Genomic DNA, 21,724 nt, shown 5'->3' on the forward strand with positions numbered 1-21,724 from the left:
TTCTCGGCCACGGTGAACGCACGACCGGCCGGGCGCCCCTTCATCCGACGCTCGCCTTCACCAGGGGCACCCCTTCGTCCAGGGCGCCGCTTCGTCCGGGGCTCACCGCCCGGCCCGCGCGCCCCGCGGCGCGGCGAACGCGCTACCCAACCGGCCAGGTGTGTACCGGCTCCCCCGCCCGCGAGTACTCCATGTACCGCCGCGTCATGGCCGCCAGCGCCGCCGCCCGGTCCATCCCGTACTGCTCGCGCAACCGGTGGACGGTGGCGCTCTGCCAGGCCGCCCCGTTCATCCGGCGCAGGCAGCGCTGCTCGATGATGCCGAGGTAGCGGTCCCGGTCGCCCGCCGCCACCCCCCACTCGGCCAGCCCTTGGTACGCCAGCGGGAGCAGCTCGCTCAGTACCAGTTCGGTGGCCGCGACCGGGACGGTACCGCGTGCCCCCCGCCCGCTCTTCGGCCACTGCAGGACGGCCTCGATACCGTGCCGGGCGGCGCCCAGGAAGTTCTCGTCCGCCTGGGCGAAGGCGAGCCTGGTCCAGATCGGCCTCGGCTGCTCGGCGAGCACCCGCACCAGGCCGTAGAAGAAGGCCGCGTTCGCCAGCGTGTCGGCGACCGTCGGACCGGCCGGCAGGCAGCGGTTCTCCACCCGCAGGTGCGGGACGCCGTCGGCGACGTCGTACACCGGCCGGTTCCAGCGGTAGATGGTGCCGTTGTGCAGGCGCATCTCGTTCAGCCTGGGGATGCCGCCGGAGGCCAGCACCTTGACCGGGTCCTCGTCGTAGCAGACCGGGAGCAGCGCCGGGAAGTACCGTTGGTTCTCGGCGAAGAGGTCCAGCGCGGAGTCGACCCAGCGCTCCCCGAACCAGGTGATCGGGCGCACGCCCTGCGCCTTGAGCTCGGCCGAACGGGTGTCGCAGGCCTGCTGGAAGAGCACCGGCCTGGTCTCGCGCCACAGCTCCCGGCCGAACAGGAACGGGGAGTTGGCCCCGAGGGCGACCTGCACGGCGGAGAAGGCCTGCGCGGCGTTCCAGACCGAGGCGAAGCGCTCGGGGGTGACCTGGAGGTGCAGCTGGAGCGAGGTGGCGGCGGCCTCGGCGACCATCGACACCGACTCGATCGACAGCTGCTCCACGCCCTGGATGTCGAGCGCGATGTCCTCGCCCCTGGCGGCCAGGATCTGGTCGCTGAGCAGGGTGTAGCGGTCGTTGTGCGACATGGCGTCCAGGCCGGTGTGGTCCAGGTCGAGGGTCGGCAGGATGCCGACCATCACGATCCGCGCCCCGACCTCCGCGGCCTTGCGGTCGGCGTACCGCAGGCAGGTGTCGAGCTCCTCGCGCAGGTCCTCCAGGACATGGCCGGTCAGCCGGTGCGGCGCGATGTTGACCTCGATGTTGAACTGGCCGAGCTCGGTCTGGAAGTCGCTGGAGGCGATCGAGCCGAGCACCTCCTCGTTGTACATCAGCGGCCTGCCCTGCTCGTCGGCCAGGTTGAGCTCGATCTCCAGGCCCATCATGGCCCTGGGGCGGTCGAAGCGCTCCTCCCGCAGCATCCGCTCCAGTGCGTCCATGCAGGACTGCAGCTTCCGGCGGTACAACTGCCGGTCGGCCAGCTCCGCCCGACTCGCCACGACCTTCTCGCCCATGGGTGCCCCTTCACCTTTGGTCGATCCTTCGGCCGATCGCTCCTGCATCATGCCCCGCCGGAAGATCGATAGCCGCTCACCCGAACAGGTTGACGATAGAGGGTTTCTGACATTGCGTCAGCCATCTCCCAGCTTGCCATGGGCCACGGAACGTGATATGAAGGTCACCCTGCGCACCTGTTCGAGTAGAATTCGCACTGCGCTTCCAGCCGGTGCCATGCCGCTCCGAATCTCATCGTCGGCAGGTTCCGCGCCCGCACCGCGATCATGCCCAACCGGACACGGCCCAGGTCCCGTCACACCAACGCCACGCCGGTATGCCGCACTCGCACGCCGATCTAGCACGGAGAGGCGACCCGCCATGACCATGCAGACGCCCCAGCCCCCGCCCAGCGCCCTGCGCGCGGTCCTTGCCGCGCTCGACTCCGAGACCGCGCTGTGCCAGCCCGCCGCCGGTGCGCTGCGCGACGCCGCCGGCCCGCTGCTGCCCTCCCATCCGCTCGCGGTGCACGTCCTGGAGGGACCCGGCGCCGGGCTCGCCACGGCCAGGCGCACCGGGTGGCGCTTCCTGATCAAGCGTGGCTCGGCGGCGGTCCCGGCGGAGCCCGCGGCCGAGGTCGCGGCGGCGGCCGAAGTGGTCGAGACTGCGGACGGCCACGCCTTCTCGCACTTCACCGCAGGGCCGTACCTGAACTCCACGGTCCGGGCGCTGCGCCAGGCCTGGCAGCTCGCCCAGTCCTCACGGTCCCGGCACCAGCCGCGACTGCTGTCGATGCCCGGCCACTACGCCACCGCGCTGTGGCTGCACCATCCGGAGGCCAGCCCGGCCACCGACCTGCTGATCCCGCTGGCGCCCGCCCCCTGCGGGGTGACCGCGCACCGGGTCTACCCGGCGCTCGAACTGCTGGCGATGCTGGAGCGCGCCGCGGTCCCCGCGCGGCTGGCCGCCGGGATCTCCTGAGGCGAATCACCCGGACGGGCCATCTGGATCTGACTCGGTCGAGTCAGCATCCGGGTGGCCCGTCCGGCCGTCCCGACCGGGTTCCGCCGCCTGAACGGGTGATGTAGCGAAGCCAGTTGTGGCGCATGTCACCAAATCGCTGCGCGATCGGCTCGCGATGCCGACACTGGGAATCAGGTGGAAAGGGCTGCCAGTCCTACCCACCGACGCGCCGGTTCACACATGAGCCGGGGCCGGCAGGAGATCCGACCGGCGGGGCGGACGCCCGGGACCGACCGGCAACAGGGAACGCGGGGGAAGGAGCGAGCCGAGAGTCGAGTCCGAACGTGCATCGCGGGCCTGCCGCCGACTTCGCCGGCGGGCACAGCGGTCGACTTCTCCGGCGGACGGAGCAACGACCCTCGACGAGGATGTGCGCCCGGGCCGCAGCTGTCGGTGCGCGTTCACCACGGGCCCCGTTACCGGCCGGTCCGATGGGGGCGGCCGCGGCGGCGGGAGCGGATCGTCGTGAGCGAAGCGAGGGTACGAGTCATGTGCCAGCACCGTCCTGAGTGCCCGTCAGCGGAGTCCGCCGACCGTGAGGCGGCCGTCCCGGTGGCCCGCCACCCCGAGCAGGGGTGGAGCCTGCTCTGCAACGGCGTCCTGATCTTCGATGACACCGGCGAGCTGCTGCCCGACGGGCAGGTGATCGCACCGCACCGGCCCCTGGCCGCGGCCTGAGCAACCCCGGAGAACGGCGCGGGGCCCTTCAGAGGAACGATCCTCCGAAGGGCCCCGCGCTGCTGTTCGACTCAGACGCCGTACTCGTCCAGCGGCGGGCAGGAGCAGACCAGGTTGCGGTCGCCGTACGCGCCGTCGATCCGGCTCACCGGCGGCCAGTACTTGTCGGCCGGGTTGACGCCCGCCGGGAAGACCGCCTCCTGCCGGGTGTACGGGTGCGCCCAGTCACCGGCCAGGTTGGCGGCGGTGTGCGGGGCGTTCCGCAGCGGGTTGTCGTCGGCTGCCCACTCGCCCGAGCCGACCTTGTCGATCTCCGCACGGATCTCGATCATCGCCTCGCAGAAGCGGTCGATCTCGCCCAGGTCCTCGGACTCGGTGGGCTCGATCATCAACGTGCCGGCCACCGGGAAGGACATGGTCGGGGCGTGGAAGCCGTAGTCGATCAGGCGCTTGGCGACGTCGTCCACCGTCACGCCCGTCTCCTTGGTGAGCGGACGCAGGTCGATGATGCACTCGTGCGCGACCAGGCCGCCGGGACCGGTGTAGAGCACCGGGAAGTGCGGGGCCAAGCGCTTGGCGATGTAGTTGGCGTTCAGCACCGCGACCTGGGTGGCACGCTTGAGGCCCTCGCCGCCCATCAGCCGGACGTACGTCCAGGAGATCGGCAGGATCGCGGCCGAACCCCACGGCGCGGCCGAGATCGGGCCGACACCGGTGGCCGGGCCGGCCTCCGCCTGCAGCGGGTGGTTCGGCAGGTACGGCGCCAGGTGCGCGCGCACCGCGACCGGGCCGACGCCCGGGCCGCCGCCACCGTGCGGGATGCAGAAGGTCTTGTGCAGGTTCAGGTGCGACACGTCCGCGCCGAACTTGCCCGGCTTGGCCAGGCCGACCAGGGCGTTGAGGTTGGCACCGTCCACGTACACCTGACCGCCGGCCTCGTGCACCATGCCGCAGATCTCGGTGATCTGGGCCTCGTACACACCGTGGGTGGAGGGGTAGGTCACCATCAGCACGGAGAGCTGGTCGCGGTGCTGCTCGATCTTGGCCTTGAGGTCCTCGACGTCCACGTCGCCGTCAGTCAGGGTCTTGACCACGACCACGCGCATCCCGGCCATCACGGCCGAGGCCGCGTTGGTGCCGTGCGCGGAGGACGGGATCAGGCAGACGTCGCGCTGGGTGTCGCCGTTGGCGTGGTGGTAGGCACGCACCGCCAGCAGACCGGCCAGCTCGCCCTGGGAGCCGGCGTTCGGCTGGATGGAAACGGCGTCGTAGCCGGTCACCTCGACCAGCTGCTGCTCCAGCTGGCGGATCAGGGTCAGGAAGCCCTCCGCCTGGTCCACCGGGGCGAACGGGTGCAGCTGGCCGAACTCCGGCCAGGTCACCGGCTCCATCTCGGTGGTGGCGTTGAGCTTCATGGTGCACGAGCCCAGCGGGATCATGCCGCGATCCAGCGCGTAGTCCCGGTCGGAGAGGCGACGCAGGTAACGCAGCATCGCGGTCTCCGAGCGGTGGTCGTGGAAGACCGGGTGGGTGAGGTACTCGTCCTCGCGCAGCAGCGCGGCGGGCAGCGCCTCGGCGTTCTCGTCCAGCTCGACGCCCTCGATGCCGAAGGCGGCGAGGACGGCGGCCAGGGTTTCGCGGGTGGTGGTCTCGTCGCAGGAGATCGACACGGTGTCGGCGTCGGCCTGGTACAGGTTGACGCCACCCGCGCGGGCGGCGTCCACGACCGCGGCGGCCCGGCCCGGGACGCGGGCGGTGACGGTGTCGAAGAACTCACCGTGCAGCAGCTCGACGCCACCGGCCTTCAGACCCTCTGCCAGCGCGGCGGCGTAGCGGTGGGTGCGGCGGGCGATGTCGGCGAGGCCGTCGGGGCCGTGGTAAACGGCGTACATGGAGGCCATCACGGCCAGCAGCACCTGGGCGGTGCAGATGTTGCTGGTGGCCTTCTCGCGGCGGATGTGCTGCTCGCGGGTCTGCAGCGCCAGCCGGTAGGCGCGGTTGCCGTCGGCGTCCACCGAGACACCGACCAGGCGGCCGGGCAGGTTGCGGGCGTACTCGGCACGGACGGCCAGGTAGCCGGCGTGCGGGCCGCCGAAGCCCATCGGCACACCGAAGCGCTGCGAGGTGCCGCAGGCGATGTCGGCGCCGAGCGAGCCCGGGGACTTCAGCAGGGTGAGGGCCAGCAGGTCGGCGGCGACGGCGACGATCGCGCCCAGGCCGTGCGCCTGCTCGATCACCGGGGCGAGGTCGCGGACCACACCGGTGGCACCGGGGTACTGGAGCAGCACACCGAAGACGCCGCGCTCGGCGATCTCGGCCGGGATGCCGTCCGACAGGTCGGCGACGACCACCTCGACGCCGGTCGGCACCGCACGGGTGTTGATCACCGCGACGGTCTGCGGCAGGGTCTCGGCGTCGACCAGGAAGACACCGCCCTTGACCTTGGTGACCCGGCGGGCCAGCGCCATCGCCTCGGCGGCGGCGGTGCCCTCGTCCAGCAGCGAGGAACCGGAGGTGGCGAGCCCGGTCAGGTCGGAGACCAGGGTCTGGAAGTTGAGCAGCGCCTCCAGGCGGCCCTGGGAGATCTCCGGCTGGTACGGGGTGTAGGCGGTGTACCAGGCCGGGTTCTCCAGCACGTTGCGGAGGATCACCGGCGGGGTGAACGTGCCGTAGTAGCCGAGACCGATCATCGGCTGCAGGACCTGGTTGCGCGAGGCGAGTTCACGCAGCTCTGCAAGCACCTGGGCCTCGCTGCGACCGGCGGGCAGGCCGAGCGCGGTGAGGCTGCGGATGGCCTCCGGCACGGCGGCGTCGGACAGCTCGTCCAGCGAGCCGTAGCCCACCTGCGCCAGCATCTTGTCCTGGGCGGCGGTGTCGGGGCCGATGTGGCGGGTCTCGAAGGGGCTGGCCTGCTCAAGCTCGGCGAGCGTCGGCTGGGCGTTCATGGGGGTCGAGGCCTCCTGGTCGCGGACCGGCGGGGGGGTGCACACGTCGTTGGGCTCCGCCGCTGTGGGAGCGGTGGTCCGATGTGCGTGTGAACCCGACAGGCCTCCCCCTCTGTCATCGGGACCTGAGAGCTTCGCCGCGCGGGAGGCCCGGGGGGCGTCCATCGGCTTGCACCGTCGGTGAGGGTGGTGCCGCCGGCTCCCGCGCCAACAGCCCTGCCCTGCTTTCCAGAGTGACCTAGCCCACACGGTACGGATGCCTGAGAGATTCCGGGGAGGGTTTGCTCCTTCGGCGCCCCACTTCCCGCAGTTCAACGGGGATTGGGGACTCTCCCGAGCGGGCTCGGCGGTCGCGCCCAGGGTACCAGCGGAAACCCCGCAGATCACCGGTCGGTCGGGAGCGATCGGGCGGAACACCGACGACCCCGGACAGCCCAACGCCCTCCCGTACGGCTGCCTTCGGGTAGCCGCTGTCCGACTTGATGGCTTTTCGTGTGAAGTGGCGGTCGGACAGCTCCTCCAAGCCGCCCACCAGACGGGATTCCCCCAGGAGCACGTAGTGGAGGACGGCGTGCAGACCGACATCGATCCGCGGGACCTGATCGGCCACAAGGCGGTCGACCGGAACGGTGACAAGATCGGCACGGTCGACGAGGTCTATCTCGACGACGCGACGGGTGAGCCCGAGTGGGCCGCGGTGCGAACCGGGATCTTCGGCCGGGATGCCTTCGTCCCGCTGACCACCAGTGAGTTCTCGGGCGACGAACTCAGGGTCCCGTACGACAAGTCACTGATCAAGGAATCGCCAGACTTCGGCGTCGGGCAGCACCTCTCGCCCGCACAGGAGCTGCAGCTCTACCGCTACTACGGCCTGGACGCGAGCGCCCCCTCGGCGGCACCCGCAAACCGCACCTCGAAGACCACCGACCGGGACTTCGGCTCCGTCGGGTCGACCGGACCGCACCCGCCCGCCACCCAGCCCACGCCCGCGGCAGCCCCCGCACCTGCCACACCCCCGGCGCCCTCCGCACCCGCCACTCCGGCAGCACCCGCCACCGGGGAGCGCGCGACGGCCGGCTTCACACCGCCGACTCAAGCTCCGGCTCCGACTCCAAGCCCGACCGCACAGCCTGCCACGCCGCCGGCCGACCACGTCAAGAGCCCCGCCGTGGCGGACAGGCCCGCCCTCAGAACCACCGGGTCCAACGGGCGGGCGGTGCACGCCCCCACCCCGGACCGGGCGGCCGCCCAGGGCGCGCCGGCCGGGCCCATCGAGATCACCTGCCGCGAGGAGCGCCTCGACATCAGCACCGAGTGGCACGTCCTCGGCACCGCGCGGCTGCGCAAGTACGTGACCACCGAGTCCGTGGAGCGCCGGGTACGGCTCGCCCGGGAGCGGGTTCGGGTCGAGCGCGTGCCAGTGACCGAGTCCGAGCGGGCCGCACTGAGCGACCAGGAGCTCGCCGACGCGGTCGAGGAGGTGACCCTGCGCGAGGAGCGGCCGGTGCTGCGCAAGTACCTGGCGCCGGTCGAGCGGGTGCGCCTGGTGGTCGAGCGGTACACCGAGGAGCAGGTGATCCGCGAGGAGCTGCGCCGGGAGCAGGTCGAGGTGTACGACAGCACCACCCCGGACGCTCCCACCACCCCGGGCGCGACGCCCTCCACCCCACCGCCCGCCCGTCCCGAACCGCTGCGCCACGCCTGACCCGTCGCTTCGCTTCCAGCCCCGGCACCGGACGAAACGGAGCCGGGGCGACCGGTTTGCCTAATTTTCAACCGTAGATATTTGACAGTCTGAACTATCCATGTGCATCGTTACTTCAGTTCGTTGACTTTCGCCCTTGGCCACAACCGCCGAGGGACCTGAACTGGAGGAAGAACCGTGAGTGAGGCACCACAGCCCAGCTCCACGGCCGAGAAGCCGAGCAGCGCACGAGTGCTGCCCGCTCTGATCCTGGCGATGCTGGCGTTCAGCGTGGTGCAGACCGCGGTCGTCCCGATCCTGCCGTCGCTGGCCAAGGAGCTGCACACCGCCGGCTCCAACATCACCTGGCTGATGACGGCCAACCTGCTCTCCGCCGCCGTGCTGACCCCGCTACTGGGGCGCTTCGGCGACCTGCGCGGCCGCAAGCCGATGCTGCTGATCTCACTGGCCGGCCTGGTCGCCGGCTCCGCCCTCGCGGTCGGCACCCACTCCTTCACCTGGCTGGTCGTCGCCCGCGTCCTGCAGGGCGCCGGCGGTGGCGTGCTCCCGCTGGCGATCAGCATCGTCCGTGACGAGCTCCCCCGGGAGAAGGTCACCGGCGGCGTCGCCGCGATCTCCGCCTCGATGGGCGTCGGCTCGGGCCTCGGCCTGGTCGCCACCGGCCTGCTGCTGGAGCACTGGAGCTACAAGTCCATCTTCTGGATGGGCCTGATCTTCGGCTTGATCGCGGTCGCTCTGGTCGCCCTGCGCGTCCCCAAGGACCCGGTCGTCGACAAGGACGGCGGCGCCGACCCGCTCGGCGCGCTCACCCTGGCCGGCTGGCTCTGCGCCCTGCTGGTCGCCGTCAGCCAGGGCAACCACTGGGGCTGGACCTCGACCAAGACCCTGGGCCTGTTCGCCGTCGCCGCCGTGGTCGCCCTGATCTGGATCGCCATCGAGGTCAAGGTCAGCCACCCGCTGGTGGACATGAAGATGATGTCCCGCCCGGCCGTCGCCTTCACCAACATCTCCGGCCTGCTCATCGGCTTCGGGATGTACGGCTCCTTCATGGTGATCAGCAACTTCGCCCAGACCCCCGCGAAGTTCGCCCACTACGGCTTCACCGCCACCGTGCTGCACGCAGGCGTGATGCTGCTGCCCTCCGCCATCGGCTCGATGGTCGCCGCCCCCGTCGGCGCCCTGCTGATCGCCCGCAGCGGCCCGCGTCTGCCGCTGGTCCTCGGCGGAGCGCTCGGCGCCGCCTCGATGGCCTACCTGGCCGTCCGGCACAGCGCCGAGGGTGACATCTACCTCGCCTCCGCCGTCTTCGGCCTCGGCGTCGGCCTCGCCTACGCCGCGATGCCCGCGTACATCAACGGCGCCGTCCCGGCCGAGCAGAGCGGTATCGCCAACGGCATGAACGCCGTACTGCGCACCGTCGGCGGCGCCATCGGCACCGCCGTGATGGGCGCGATCCTGACCGGCGACACCATGAAGTTCCCGATCCCGCTGCCGATCCAGTTGCCCACGCTGGACGCCTACAAGCACGCGTTCTGGGTCGCCGCCGCGATGTGCCTGGTGGCCGCCGTGGTGCCGTTCGCGATCCGGCGCATCAAACCCGCCACCGCCGTTCCGGTGGCGAGCGGCTCCGAGTCGGAGCTGGTCGAGACCGGCGTCTGACGAGGCGCCCGCCCTCGCGCTCAGGGACAGGGCGCGAGGGGACTGGGCCCCGGCGGGCGGTGAGGGCATCGCGACCCGCCCAGGGCCCGGCCCGACAGGTGGCCCCGTACCCGGATGTCTCCGGGTACGGGGCCACAGCGTTTCCGCGTGCTTGCTGAAACGTTTCACCATCCATCGGCACGGGCTTACGGCTACTGCCGCAGAGGAAGCGGGTCCGCGGGCTCCAGCCCCGGATCGTCGATCGCGAACGTCCTGACCCGCCCCGGCGGGCCGTACGGCGTCTCGAACCGTACGGTGACCCGGCCGACCCCGCTGCCCTGGACCCACCCCGGGCCGTACTCGGCGTGCGTCACGTCCTGCCCCGGGAGCCAGCGCCGCCCGGTCGGCGGCACGACGTCCTTCGCCCGCGCTTCGCCCGGTTCGGGCTCCGAAGGCTCCTCCGTCGCGTCGGCGGCTTCCCCCGCCTCGGCCGTCGCCTGCGCCTGCGCCTGCGCCGCAGCCTGGGCGAAGAGGTCCTCCTGGGTGAAGTCGGCCAGCTGGGACACCCCGACCCCGAGCAGCCGCACCCCGCCGGTGATGTCCACCTGCATCGCCAGTCGCCGCGCCGTCTCGGCGATCACCCCCTCGTCGTCGGTCGGCGCCCGCAGGGTCTCCGACCTGGTCAGGGTCGAGAAGTCGAACCGCCGGACCTTCAGCACCACCGTCCGGCCCGAGCGTCCCGCCGCCCGCAGTCGCTGGACGCAGCGCGCCGTCAGCACCTCCACCTGGCGCAGGATGACGTCCCGGTCGGCCAGATCCACCTCGAAGGTGTCCTCCACCGAAACCGACTTCGCGTCCCGGTCCGGCACCACCGCGCGCTCGTCAAGCCCTATGGACGTCGCGTACAGCCCCGTCCCGTGCGCCCGGCCGAGCAGTTGGACCAGTTCCTCTTCGCCCGCCTCCGCCAGATCGGCCACCGTCGCCAGGCCCACCCGCCGCAGCGCCTGCTCGGTGGCCGGGCCGACCCCGGGCAGCGCCCGGACCGGCAGCGGACTCAGCACCGCCCGCTCGGATCCGATCCCGATCAGCACCAGGCCGTCCGGCTTGGCCTGCTCCGAGGCGATCTTCGCCATCAGCTTCGAGCCGGCCGCGCCCACCGAACCGGTCAGCGCCGTCCGCGCATGGATGTCCGCGCGCAGGTCCTCCGCGATCGCCCGCACCAGTTGGGCCCCCTCCTGCGGGCCGGCGTCGGCCAGCGCCGGACCGTACGGCCCGGCCTCCAGATCCACGAACGCCTCGTCCAGGCTGAGCGGCTCCACCAGCGGCGACAGCTCCCTCAACAGGCCCATCACGATCTCGCTCACCTGCCGGTACGCCTGGAAGCGCCCAGCCAGGAAGGCCGCGTTCGGACACAGCCGCCGGGCCTGGGCCATCGGCATCGCCGAGTGCACCCCGAAGCGCCTCGCCTCGTACGAGGCGGTGGACACCACCCCCCGGCCGCCCAGGCCGCCGACCACCACCGGTTTGCCGCGCAGGCTGGGCTTGGACGCCTGCTCCACCGCGGCGAAGAAGGCGTCCATGTCGAGGTGGATGATGCTCGGCACTGTCCGCACCTGCCGATCATCCCTCAGGGGTCTGACAACTCCCGTGCGGCGGTCCGCCCGAATCCGCGGAGGTCAGTGCCCCGCCGCGTCCGCCAGCGCCCGGGCGATCCCGTCCTCCCGCGCGCCGAGGAACTGCGGGTCCGGCTTCAGCCAGGCGTTCAGCGCCGCCTTGCCCGCGCCGGGGATCTCCCGCAGTCCGCCGTAGTACCAGGTGGCGTTCCCCGGCTCCGGCACCCCGACCGCGTACGACCTGATGCCTGCCGCCTGGCACAGTGCCAGCGCCCGCCGTACATGGAAGCTCTGGCTTACCAGCACGGCCCGGTCCACTCCGAAGATCCGCCGGGCCCTGGCGCAGGAGTCCCAGGTGTCGAAGCCCGCGTAGTCCTCCACCACCCGGATCCGCGGCACCCCGTGGTCGACCAGGTAGCGGCGCATGGCATCGGGCTCGTCGTAGTCGTCCCGACTGTTGTCACCCGTCACCAGGATGGCCTCCACCTTGCGCTGCTGATACAGCGCCAGCGCCGCGTCCAGCCGGTGCGCGAGATACGGGGACGGTTCGCCGTTGAACAGACCCGCGCCGAAGACCACGGCCACCGGGGCGCCCGGCACGGCCTGCACGGTGTCGACCCGGTCCGTCTCACTCAGCCAGAGCCAGGTACTCGGGGCCAGCGCCAGCGCGCTCAGCAGCGTGACCGCCTGGAACGCACGCCGCTGCCCCCGTCTCGTCCGCAGTGCCAGCCAGCGGGGCAGCCTAGGCCGCGAGCTCCATCCCACCGAGTCCCCCTCGTGATCGTTTCACCTGCCCGGACGACGACGAGGGCCCGGACGGTTCCCCGTCCGGGCCCTCGTACGACCTCGGTCGCCGGCTCAGCCGGCCCGGTTGCGGCGCTGGGCCAGCTCGTCCGCCGGGTCGTGCCCGATCAGCGTCTCACCGGTGTCGGTCCGCTCGGCGTGCAGACGCCCGAGCGTGGCCTCCAGGTCCTGCCAGACCGCGCCGACCGCGATGCCGAAGACCCCCTGACCACCCTTCAACAGGTCCACCACCTGCTGCGGGGAGGTGCACTCGTAGACCGTGGCCCCGTCGCACATCAGGGTGAGCCCGGCCAGGTCGACGACCTCGGCCCTCTGCAGGTGCGTCACCGCCACCCGGATGGTCTGGAGCGAGACTCCGGCGTCCAGCAGACGCTTGACGATCTTGAGCAGCAGGATGTCGCGGAAGCTGTAGAGCCGCTGCGCACTGGCCGGGTACGCGCTGCGCACGCTCGGCTCCAGTAGCCCGGTACGGGCCCAGTAGTCCAGCTGGCGGTAGCTGATCCCGGCCGCGGCACAGGCCGTCGGCCCCCGGTAGCCCACCAGCTCGGAGGTGGGCGCCGGCCGCTCGATCGCCGGCTGCCCGGGCTGCACGGCCGGGAACCGCCCGACCCTGGGCAGCTCCCGCTCCTGCTGCTCGACGACCGCGGCCTCCCGGGCCCGCTCCAGCAGCAGTTTCCGCCCTGAGCGTGGTACGTGCACGGAGCACGGGCCTCCAACGGCTGCTTCGTCGCCCAAGCCGCTCATGCCTACCTCCGTCCGCTCGTCCTGTGGGCTGTATGGGCCCGGGTGGAGTAACTCACCGGAGCCACTCCTGACGGTAGGCAGTCGCCAGTGACCCGTCAACGATCGCCACGCCGAGGCTCACCACCAATGTCACTCGATGGTGTGGTTTTTCGTGCCTCAAGTGTGGGTAGACGGACGACCTTTGGCAAAACGAGACTTGCGTCCGGCAGCCGGTGCTTCCCCCGGTCTCCCGCGACGCTGCGGCGGTCCGGCGCTACTGCTGGCCACCACCGAAGTCCTCCGGCGAGACCTGGTCGAGGAACTCGCGGAACTTCTCCACCTCGTCCTCCTGCTCGTCCGGGATCGCGATGCCCGCCTCGGCGAGCACCTCCTCGCTCCCGAAGATCGGCGTACCGGTCCGCAGGGCGAGGGCTATCGCGTCCGACGGGCGCGCGCTGACCTCGACACCGCCGGAGAACACCAACTCGGCGTAGAACACGCCCTCCCTGAGATCACTGATCCGGACCTCGGTGAGCTGCTGGCCCAGCGCGTCCAGCACGTCCTTGAACAGGTCGTGAGTCAGCGGCCGCACCGGAGTCATACCCTGCTGGGCGAAAGCGATCGCAGTCGCCTCGCCAGGACCGATCCAGATCGGCAGATACCGATCTCCCCCAACCTCCCGCAGCAGCACGATCGGCTGGTTGGAAGGCATCTCCACCCGGACACCCACGACGTCGAGCTCATTCACAGTGGCAACCCTATGACCCCTGCCGCGGATATGAAAGCGCAGCCGGTCGGGGCGCTCCCGCACAGGTACCCGCACGCCCCCGGAGGCCGGTTTCCGGCCGTGAAGGAACGGTTCCGCCCTGCCGTACGGAGCTCACTGAGCCGGCCTGGCCTTCAGCCCCGCCTGCACCATCGCGGCGTGCAACCGCACCGACAGGGTGGCCAGCTCACGCGCGGTGGCCTCGGCATGTGCCCGGGTCTGCGGGTTCCGGTGCCGCCGCAGCGGGGCGACCACCTGCTCGACCAGCGCCACCTCCCGGTCCGCCGCCGCCTTGATGGCCCGAAGATGACGCGGCTGCAGGCCGAAACGTCCGAGTTCCGCGACCAGCCGCGCCACCTGCAGCGCCTCGCCGTCGTACCCGCCGTCCGGACCGGGGGCGAGCAGCCCGTAGGACTCCCACTCGGCCAGCTCCGACTCGCCGGCCTCCGCCGCCGCCAGCAGCTCGGCGCGGCCCAGCCGGACCCCGGCCACCGCACCGGAGGCCGCCACCAGCTCCCGGTCCGCCTCGTCCAGCGGACCGGGCCGGGCGTCCGGAGCCGGCAGCGCCGGCGGCGCCTCGCCGCGCTCCATCGCGTCGAGGTGCTCCCGGATCACCCGGAGCGGCAGGTAGTGGTCCCGCTGCATCCGCAGCACATACGCGAGCCGCTCGACGTCGGCCGGGCTGAACTTGCGGTAGCCCGAGGGCGTCCGCTGCGGCTCCACCAGCCCCTCCGCCTCCAGGAAGCGGATCTTGGAGATGGTCACCTCCGGGAAGTCGTCCCGAAGGAAGGTCAGCACCGCACCGATGCTGAGCAGTTCGTCACCGCGCCGCCGGCCCCCGGCTGCTCGACGCGAGCCGGGGACGTGGATGGCCTCGACGGATGAAGGGGTGTGCGCGGTCACTCGGGGCTCCTGCCGACGTCGTGTTCAGTACCCCCGGTGTGGTTCAGAACCCCCGCTGCGGGCTGGCGAAGAACACCAGCCGGTACTTCCCGATCTGCACCTCGTCACCGTTGTTCAGCGTCACCTGGTCGATCCGCTCCCGGTTGACGTAGGTGCCGTTGAGGCTGCCCACGTCGGCCACCGAGAACCCGCCGAAGGTCCGGCGGAACTCGACGTGGCGACGAGAGACGGTGACGTCGTCCAGGAAGATGTCCCCCTCCGGGTGGCGACCCGCCGTAGTGACATCCGAGTCGAGCAGGAAGCGGCTGCCTGAGTTCGGGCCGCGCTGCACGATCAGCAGGGCCGAACCCGGCGGCAGCGCGTCGATCGCGGAGAGCACCTCGGCCGAGAGCGCCGGAGTGGCGCCCGTTCCGGTGGCGGTGGGGTCGTAGGACTCCAGACCGGAGATCGAGATGGTCGACGTGGTCTCCGCCGCGCCCTCGGGCATCGACCCACCGCGCAGCGCCGTACCGCAGTTGTTGCAGAAGCGGGCGGCCGCCGGGTTCTGGTTCCCGCACCGGGGACAGGGAAGGGCACCGGCAGTCATGTTCACAGCCTCCTGGCTCGGCACGCCCGACGGGGCATGCCCGGCGTACGGATCCGGAGCAAACCCTCCAGCAGAGGTTGAGGGTCCCGACTCGAAAGCTATGCGCGCGGCGCCCGAGGAATCAACCGACGCGCCGTACGGTGCCTGATTGGCGCCGCCGTCGCGGAACAGCGGACGCTCGGTGTACTGGTTCTGCTGGTCCGCGGACCGCATCCCGGGGACGGCGGCGTCGTCGTCGGACATCCGGTGACGCGCCGTCGGCGCCTCCGCCGCGGCCCCCCGCTTGTTACGACCGAACAGTTTCGAGAACAGACTCACGGGCGAGTCTCCTTGCGTGTGACAGACCCGCCCGCGGGGCAGGGTGAGAGGCTCGGACATACAGCTGACCCGGCCCGCGGCCGGCGCTGATCGAGTGGTACGTCCCATTGTCGCCGACCGTGGCCGTGCGCCCACCGTCCGGGGCGCGGCACGACTGACGGACCGTACGGCAGTCGTGCCGTCACTTTGCCGCCGGCGTGGCGTACTGGGAGGTCTTCGGGGTGGCGAGCGCATCCACGGTAACCGACTGCGGCACCGTGATCGTGGCCTGTGCCTGCTGTTTCTCCAGGGTGCGCACCACACCACCCGGGATGTTGAGAGCAGGCGTCAGGTCCTGCGGGTTCCCGATCACGGTGAATCGGAACGGCTGCGACACCTTCCTACCGTCGATCTGCACACCACCCGCCGACGTATCGGTGAAGTAGGTGCTCGCCACCACGCGCACATCGTTGATCTGAATCGCCTCCGCCCCCGCCGCTCGAAGTTCCTGCAGGGTGTCCAGCAGCATATCCGCCTTCACCTGCCCTTGGGGATCATCGACAGTCAGTACGATGCCCGGACCTGTGGCTTTGACGGCGCCGGCGAGCACTCCGAGCTCGGTCGCTTTTTTCCTGGTCTGCTCCTCAGCCTCCTTCGCCTGGTTGGAACTGTTCTCCAACTGGGTCAGGGACTGCTCGAGCTGCGTCTTCTCCTGTTGGAGACGCTGTTGACGGCTGTCCAGTTCGTCGAGGATACGAACCAGATCCTCCTGGCGGGCGCCACGGAGCTGGTTGCTGTGGTCACTGGTCGAACGCACCTGGATCGCCAGCGCGAGGCCGAGCGAGAACAGCAGCACGGCCACCACCAACTGACCGCGCGAGAGGCGCGGCGGCCACAACGCCGCCTTCAACCGGCGTCTGGCGTCGTCGGGCGCCGTGACCGGACGGTCGGCCGCGCCGTCCCGACCGCTCTCCTCGGGCTGCTCCTCCACCTGCTCCTCGGCCGTCGGCGGGGCGGCGGGCACCACGACAGCGGTCACCGCCGCAGGCGTCTTCGCCTCGGGCTTCGCCGCCTCGACCTGCTCCGCCTCGACCTTCTCCGCCTCGGGCTTGGTCTTCTCGTCCTCGCTCATCCCTCCCCCTCTCAGGCCCGGAACACATGTCGCCGGATCGCCGCGGCATTGGAGAAGATGCGGATACCGAGCACGACCACCACGCCCGTGGACAACTGCGAGCCGACCCCGAGTTTGTCACCGAGGAAGACGATCAGCGCCGCGACCACGACGTTGGAGAGGAACGAGACCACGAACACCTTGTCGTCGAAGATCCCGTCCAGCATCGCCCGGACACCGCCGAACACCGCGTCCAGGGCCGCCACCACCGCGATCGGCAAATAGGGCACCACGGCATCCGGCACCTCCGGCTGTACGAAGACGCCGACGACCACCCCGATCACGAGACCAAGTACGGCAATCACGGTGTAGCTGCTCCTGTCCCTGCGGGGATCGACGGACTCTTGCTGGATCTGGTCGCCCCACTGGGTGACGGCGAAGCACTCGACGACTGCGAAGCACTCGACGACTGCTGAGTACTGGACGACGGCGAGGCGGCAGCGGCCGAGGCCGAGGCCGACCTCGAAGGCGAAGGCGTCGGCGCCGCGGTCACCGGCCGTGCGTACCGCAGCGTGATGCCCAGCGCACCCGGCAGCGTCACCTTCTTCTGCGTCGAGAGGTTGGACTTGATCCCGTACGCATCCTGGATCAGCCGCAGGTAGTGCCCGGCTTCCGCGTTCTGGAAAGCCGTGGCGAGCCCCTGCCCGTCCCCGGTCGCCAGCACCGTGTACGGCGGCACCAGCGGCCGGTTGTCGACCAGCACCGCATCGCCCGCCGCCCGGATGGCCGACAGCACGGTCAGCCGCTGCCCGTTGATCGCGATGCCCTCCGCACCGGCGATCCACAACCCGTTCACGATCAGCTGGAGATCGCGGTCCCTCAGCCGCCCGGTGTTCTGGAAACCGTCGGCCTGGCGCGGATTGTTCGCCGAACCGCCGGCCCCGGTACCCGAGGCGTCCTCGATCACCAGCTTCACCCCGGGACCCGACACCTCACCCGTGCCCGCTTGTCCCGCGACCGCCGCGAGTCCGCCGTCGCCCTGGGATCGCAGGGCCTGTTGCTGGGCCTGCCCGACCTTGTCGCGCAGGCTCTCGACCTGCTTCTGCAACCTGTCGGCACCGCTGGTGGCGTCGTTCACCCGGTGGATCAGCGCGTCCCGCTCCTTGGCCAGGGTCGGTGCCGCCTCCTCGTTGTTGACCGCACCCACTGTCACCACCGCCGCAGCAAGGGCCAGTCCCACTGCCAGCGTCAGCCGGCCGCGCAGGGAGCCGGGCAGCCTGCTGGTGCCCTCCGCCCCGCGGAACCTGGCCGCCTCGGCATAACCGTCGTCGAGGCTGTGGTCCATCACGTTGGTCAGGAGGGACATCGAAGCGTCGGGACGCGAATAGCGTCCGTCCCGGTCACTCGGCGTCCTCGGTGCTGGCATGCGGTACATCGTCCCACGTCGCGGATGCGGCGGGTGCACAGCCCCCGCAAGCCACCCGGCACCGGCCGGGTAGGCCACGAACCACCGTCCGGCCGCTCGATGGGCCCTGGAACAGCCTGCCGGGGCCGGGGTAACCCTTCGGCTTCCCTCGACCCCGGCATGCGACCGCCGTGTTAGCGTCCAGCCGCGTCCACCACCGCGGCCCACTCCTCCAGCAGCTGCTCGGTGGCCGCGTCGTCCGGGCCCTCGGCCCAGAGGTGGGTCACCGCCTCGGCCGGATCCGGCAGCACCAGCGTCCAGCGGCCGTCGGCCTCCACCACCCGGACGCCGTCCGTGGTGTCCAGCCGGCGGTTCCCTGCCGCTTCCACCACCGAACGCATCACCATGCCCTTGGCCGCCCACGGCGTCGCGATGTCCCGCCGCTGGATGTGCGCCTGCGGGATCCGCGCGTCGATCTGGCTGAGCGTCAGCTGGGTACGGGCCACCAGGCCCAACAGCCGCACGAACGCCGCCGCGCCGTCCAGCACGCCGCTGAACTCCGGTACCACGAAGCCGCCTCGGCCGTCCCCGCCGAACACCGTGCCCTCGGCGGCGGCCGCCTTGGCCAGATCGTCCGGCGAGGTGGTGGTCCAGCAGACCTGCGTGCCGTGGTACGCGGCCACCTGCTCGGCGATCCGGGTGGTGGTCACCGGGAGCGCCACCTGCCCGCTGCGCCGCTCGGCCGCGACCAGGTCGAGCAGCACCAGCAGCGCCCGGTCGTCCTCGATCACCCGGCCGAGCTCGTCCACGAAGGACACCCGCTCGCCGACCGGGTCGAACCGCACCCCGAAGGCCGCCTTCGACGAGGAGACCAGCTCACCGAGCCTAGCCAGGCCCGCCCGCCGCTCCTCCGCGTCCTCGGTCGGACGGCCTTCGTCCAGGCCGGTGCCGACCGTCAACGCCTCGACACCGAGTCGCCCGAGGATGCTGGGCAGCACCAGCCCGGCACTGCCGTGCGCGGCATCAACCACCACCTTCAGCCCGGCCTCCCGCACACCCGTGGTGTCCACCACCCTGAGCAGGTTGCCCGCGTAGGAGTCGAACACGCTGGACGGGAAGGTCAGGTCCCCGATCTCGCCCGGAAACGCCCGCCGGTACTCCTGCCTCGCGTACACCCGGTCGAGCTTGCGCTGCCCGGCCTGCGAGAGATCCGCCCCGCGCTCGTCGAAGAAGAGGACGTCCAGAGAGTCCGGCACCCCTGGAGTGGTCCGCAGGAAGATCCCGCCGGCACTGCCCCTCGCGGTGTGCTGGCGGGCCACCGGCATCGGCACGTTCTCCAGGTCCCGGACGTCGATCGCGCTGGTCTGCAGCGCCGAGATCATCGCCCGTTTGAGCGCACGCGCACCGCGCGAGTGGTCACGCGCAATGGTGACGGTGGCCCCTTTCTTGAGCGTCGTGGCATACGCGCCGGCCAGCCGGACCGCCAGCTCCGGAGTGATCTCGACGTTGAGGATGCCCGACACCCCGCGCACCCCGAACAGGTGCTCCTGGCCGCGCGACTCCCAAATCACCGAGGTGTTGACGAAGGCACCAGCCTCGACGGTCTTGAACGGGTACACCCGGACGTTGCCCGAGATGATCGACTCCTCGCCGATCAGGCACTCGTCCCCGATCACCGCCCCGTCCTCGATCCGGGCCGCCCGCATCACGTCGGTGTTCTTGCCGACCACACAGCCCCGCAGGTTGCTCTGCGGACCGATGTAGACGTTGTCGTGGATGACCGCCTTGTGCAGGAACGCTCCGCGCTTCACCACCACATTGCTGCCCAGCACGGTGTGCTCACGCAGTTCGACCCCGGCCTCCACCTTGGCGTAGTCGCCGATGTACAGCGGCCCGCGGAGCACCGCCTCCGGATCCACCTCCGCGCCCTCGGCCACCCAGACACCGGGCGAGATCTCGAAGCCGTCGAGCTCGACGTCGACCTTGCCCTCGAGGACGTCCGCCTGCGCCTTGCCGTAACTCTCGTGCGTACCCACGTCCTCCCAGTAGCCCTCGGCGACATAGCCGTAGACCGGCTTCCCCTCCTTGAGAAGCTGCGGGAAGACATCGCTGGACCAGTCAACCGGCTCGCCGGCCGCGACGTAGTCGAAGACCTCCGGCTCCATGACGTAGATGCCGGTGTTGACCGTGTCGGAGAAGACCTGCCCCCAGGTCGGCTTCTCCAGGAACCGTTCGACCCGCCCGCTCTCGTCGGTGATCGTGATCCCGAACTCCAGGGGGTTGGGCACCCTGGTCAGGCAGACGGTGACCAGCGCCCCCTTACGCCGGTGGAAAGCGATCAGTTCGGAGAGATCGAAGTCAGTGAGCGCATCCCCCGAGATCACCAGAAACGAGTCGTCCCGGAGCGCGTCCTCGGCGTTCTTCACACTCCCGGCCGTGCCGAGCGGAACCTCCTCGTTGGCATATGTGAGGTGCATACCCAGCTCTTCACCGTCGCCGAAATAGTTCTTCACCAACGAGGCCAAGAACTGCACGGTGACTACGGTGTCGGTGAGACCGTGCCGCTTCAGCAGCCGCAGCACGTGCTCCATGATCGGCCTGTTCGCGACCGGCAACAGCGGCTTCGGCATGCTCGACGTCATCGGCCGGAGGCGGGTGCCCTCGCCCCCGGCCATCACAACGGCTTTCATTACGGGTGCATCCTCCTTCGCGGTGGTGGACCCTGGGATCCATCAAACCGTTTCAGGGCATCTCTACCCGGATGATTACGTCCGACTCACCGTGACGCCGTGGGCCTTGTCTCACCCGCGCGGCCACAACTGCACGCCGCCTCACAAACGTATGCAACGGCTCTCATGCATCTCGGCAAGTTGAACCCGCCACACCGTCAGTGTGCGTCCCCAGACGGCAGTCAGCGCGCCGCGGCTTCCGCCTTGACGATCTGCCTGGCCTGCACCGCATACAGGATCGCCGCCCACCAGTAGAGCGTGGTTCCCCACCAGATGAAGGCCCAGCTGACGATCCCAGCCACGGTGGCAAGCCATCCCGTACCGCTCCCCAGCAGTAGAAGCGGGAACGCGTACATCAGATTGAAGGTCGCGGCCTTACCGAGGAAACTCGTCTGGAGCGGGCCATAGCCGTACCGGCTGAGAATGGGCAGCAGTGAGGCGATGAACAGTTCCCGCGCCGCCAGAATTGCCGTCACCCACCAGGGCAGGATCCCTCGCCAGGTCAGCCCGACCAGCGTCGAGATCACATACAGCCGGTCCGCAGCCGGATCGAGAATCTGCCCGAGCCGACTGATCTGCCCCCAACGCCGGGCCAACTTCCCGTCAAGGTAGTCGCTGACCCCGCTCAGCATCAGTACGACGATCGCCCAGCCGTCGTTCTCCGGCCCACCGAAGACCGGCCACAGAATCAGCCACAGGAAGATCGGCACCCCGACCAACCGACCCATGCTGAGCAGGTTGGGAATGGTGAGGACGCGGTCGGTCTGAACGCGCGTCTCCTGGACCTCCACCTGGGGGCCTCCTGACGGTACGACAACTGTGCGGCATTGACCCTACAACAAAGAAGCCCTCTCCCGGTCTGGGAGAGGGCTTCTTCTGAATAATTGTTCGGCGGCGTCCTACTCTCCCACAGGGTCCCCCCTGCAGTACCATCGGCGCTGTGAGGCTTAGCTTCCGGGTTCGGAATGTAACCGGGCGTTTCCCTCACGCTATGACCACCGAAACACTATGAAACTATCAACCGGACCAACCACACGGCTGGGGTCGTTGTTTCAGAACAACACAGTGGACGCGAGCAACTGAGGACAAGCCCTCGGCCTATTAGTACCGGTCAACTCCACCCCTCACAGGGCTTCCATATCCGGCCTATCAACCCAGTCGTCTACTGGGAGCCTT

Annotated in this window: 18 protein-coding genes, 2 rRNA genes and 2 riboswitches; of the genes, 5 read left to right on the top strand and 15 right to left on the bottom strand. The window is 70.3% G+C overall.

Features of this window, described 5'->3' with window-relative positions; all coding sequences use genetic code 11:
• Positions 1-142: 142 nt before the first annotated feature.
• Complete coding sequence (locus tag ABD369_RS03715) at positions 143-1,642, bottom strand: glutamate-cysteine ligase family protein (RefSeq protein WP_344634727.1); 1,500 nt, start codon at positions 1,640-1,642, stop codon at positions 143-145.
• Between the two features lie 361 nt (positions 1,643-2,003).
• Here ABD369_RS03715 and ABD369_RS03720 point away from each other — a divergent pair, with 361 nt between their 5' ends.
• Both ABD369_RS03720 and ABD369_RS03725 read left to right on the top strand, forming a co-directional pair.
• A complete protein-coding gene (locus tag ABD369_RS03720; RefSeq protein WP_344634728.1) occupies positions 2,004-2,603 on the top strand; it encodes a hypothetical protein in 600 nt (199 codons plus the stop codon).
• Between the two features lie 531 nt (positions 2,604-3,134).
• Positions 3,135-3,323 (top strand): DUF5999 family protein, encoded by a 189-nt coding sequence (locus ABD369_RS03725; RefSeq protein WP_344634729.1) that lies wholly within the window; start codon positions 3,135-3,137, stop codon positions 3,321-3,323.
• Positions 3,324-3,394: 71 nt separating this feature from the next.
• Here ABD369_RS03725 and gcvP read toward each other — a convergent pair whose 3' ends face one another.
• A complete protein-coding gene (gene gcvP / locus ABD369_RS03730; RefSeq protein ID WP_344634730.1) occupies positions 3,395-6,268 on the bottom strand; it encodes an aminomethyl-transferring glycine dehydrogenase in 2,874 nt (957 codons plus the stop codon).
• Positions 6,269-6,373: 105 nt separating this feature from the next.
• Positions 6,374-6,505: riboswitch (glycine riboswitch) on the bottom strand.
• A gap of 1 nt (position 6,506) precedes the next feature.
• A riboswitch (glycine riboswitch) is annotated at positions 6,507-6,614 on the bottom strand.
• Between the two features lie 225 nt (positions 6,615-6,839).
• Here gcvP and ABD369_RS03735 point away from each other — a divergent pair.
• Together ABD369_RS03735 and ABD369_RS03740 are read left to right on the top strand one after the other, a co-directional pair.
• The gene (locus tag ABD369_RS03735; protein WP_344634731.1) at positions 6,840-7,973 is read left to right on the top strand and encodes a PRC and DUF2382 domain-containing protein; all 1,134 of its coding nucleotides are present in this window, start codon (positions 6,840-6,842) and stop codon (positions 7,971-7,973) included.
• A 177-nt stretch (positions 7,974-8,150) separates the two neighbouring features.
• Complete coding sequence (locus ABD369_RS03740; protein ID WP_344634732.1) at positions 8,151-9,632, top strand: MFS transporter; 1,482 nt, start codon at positions 8,151-8,153, stop codon at positions 9,630-9,632.
• 191 nt (positions 9,633-9,823) lie between these two features.
• On the opposite strand, the gene ABD369_RS03745 is transcribed toward ABD369_RS03740, so the two are convergent.
• The 10 genes from ABD369_RS03745 to ABD369_RS03790 all read right to left on the bottom strand — a co-directional run bounded on the left by ABD369_RS03745 (position 9,824) and on the right by ABD369_RS03790 (position 20,509).
• Positions 9,824-11,224 (bottom strand): DNA polymerase IV, encoded by a 1,401-nt coding sequence (locus ABD369_RS03745; RefSeq protein WP_344634733.1) that lies wholly within the window; start codon positions 11,222-11,224, stop codon positions 9,824-9,826.
• Between the two features lie 63 nt (positions 11,225-11,287).
• Positions 11,288-11,989 carry a SanA/YdcF family protein gene (locus ABD369_RS03750; protein ID WP_344634734.1) on the bottom strand — a complete coding sequence of 234 codons (702 nt, stop codon included), beginning with the start codon at positions 11,987-11,989 and terminating at the stop codon, positions 11,288-11,290.
• 93 nt (positions 11,990-12,082) lie between these two features.
• On the bottom strand, positions 12,083-12,772 hold the full coding sequence (locus ABD369_RS03755) for a MerR family transcriptional regulator (RefSeq protein ID WP_344634735.1): 690 nt from the start codon (positions 12,770-12,772) through the stop codon (positions 12,083-12,085).
• A 253-nt stretch (positions 12,773-13,025) separates the two neighbouring features.
• Positions 13,026-13,499, bottom strand: a complete 474-nt coding sequence (locus ABD369_RS03760; protein WP_344634736.1) for a bifunctional nuclease family protein — start codon at positions 13,497-13,499, stop codon at positions 13,026-13,028.
• A gap of 132 nt (positions 13,500-13,631) precedes the next feature.
• Positions 13,632-14,387, bottom strand: a complete 756-nt coding sequence (ftsR, locus tag ABD369_RS03765; protein ID WP_344634758.1) for a transcriptional regulator FtsR — start codon at positions 14,385-14,387, stop codon at positions 13,632-13,634.
• 76 nt (positions 14,388-14,463) lie between these two features.
• Positions 14,464-15,324, bottom strand: a complete 861-nt coding sequence (locus ABD369_RS03770) for a double zinc ribbon and FHA domain-containing protein (protein WP_425557527.1) — start codon at positions 15,322-15,324, stop codon at positions 14,464-14,466.
• A gap of 181 nt (positions 15,325-15,505) precedes the next feature.
• Positions 15,506-16,435, bottom strand: coding sequence for a DUF881 domain-containing protein (locus ABD369_RS03775; RefSeq protein ID WP_344634738.1), 930 nt, complete (start codon positions 16,433-16,435; stop codon positions 15,506-15,508).
• An 11-nt stretch (positions 16,436-16,446) separates the two neighbouring features.
• The gene (locus tag ABD369_RS03780; RefSeq protein ID WP_344634739.1) at positions 16,447-16,779 is read right to left on the bottom strand and encodes a small basic family protein; all 333 of its coding nucleotides are present in this window, start codon (positions 16,777-16,779) and stop codon (positions 16,447-16,449) included.
• Positions 16,776-17,780 (bottom strand): DUF881 domain-containing protein, encoded by a 1,005-nt coding sequence (locus tag ABD369_RS03785; RefSeq protein ID WP_344634740.1) that lies wholly within the window; start codon positions 17,778-17,780, stop codon positions 16,776-16,778. The genes ABD369_RS03780 and ABD369_RS03785 overlap by 4 nt, the downstream gene beginning before the upstream one ends.
• Positions 17,781-18,013: 233 nt before the next feature.
• Positions 18,014-20,509, bottom strand: a complete 2,496-nt coding sequence (locus ABD369_RS03790) for a sugar phosphate nucleotidyltransferase (protein ID WP_344634741.1) — start codon at positions 20,507-20,509, stop codon at positions 18,014-18,016.
• Here ABD369_RS03790 and ABD369_RS03795 point away from each other — a divergent pair.
• Complete coding sequence (locus ABD369_RS03795) at positions 20,409-20,693, top strand: hypothetical protein (protein WP_344634759.1); 285 nt, start codon at positions 20,409-20,411, stop codon at positions 20,691-20,693. The two genes, ABD369_RS03790 and ABD369_RS03795, sit on opposite strands and share 101 nt — an antisense overlap.
• 37 nt (positions 20,694-20,730) lie before the next feature.
• Here the strand turns inward: ABD369_RS03795 and clsA are convergent, their stop codons facing one another.
• From clsA to ABD369_RS03810, 3 genes are all read right to left on the bottom strand, one after another.
• A complete protein-coding gene (gene clsA / locus ABD369_RS03800) occupies positions 20,731-21,339 on the bottom strand; it encodes a cardiolipin synthase ClsA (RefSeq protein ID WP_344634742.1) in 609 nt (202 codons plus the stop codon).
• 95 nt (positions 21,340-21,434) lie between these two features.
• Positions 21,435-21,551 (bottom strand): 5S ribosomal RNA (gene rrf, locus ABD369_RS03805).
• Between the two features lie 78 nt (positions 21,552-21,629).
• A 23S ribosomal RNA gene (locus ABD369_RS03810) occupies positions 21,630-21,724 on the bottom strand; the annotation flags it as partial.

The organism is Kitasatospora cystarginea, from assembly GCF_039533515.1.
GTDB classification, from domain to species: domain Bacteria; phylum Actinomycetota; class Actinomycetes; order Streptomycetales; family Streptomycetaceae; genus Kitasatospora; species Kitasatospora cystarginea.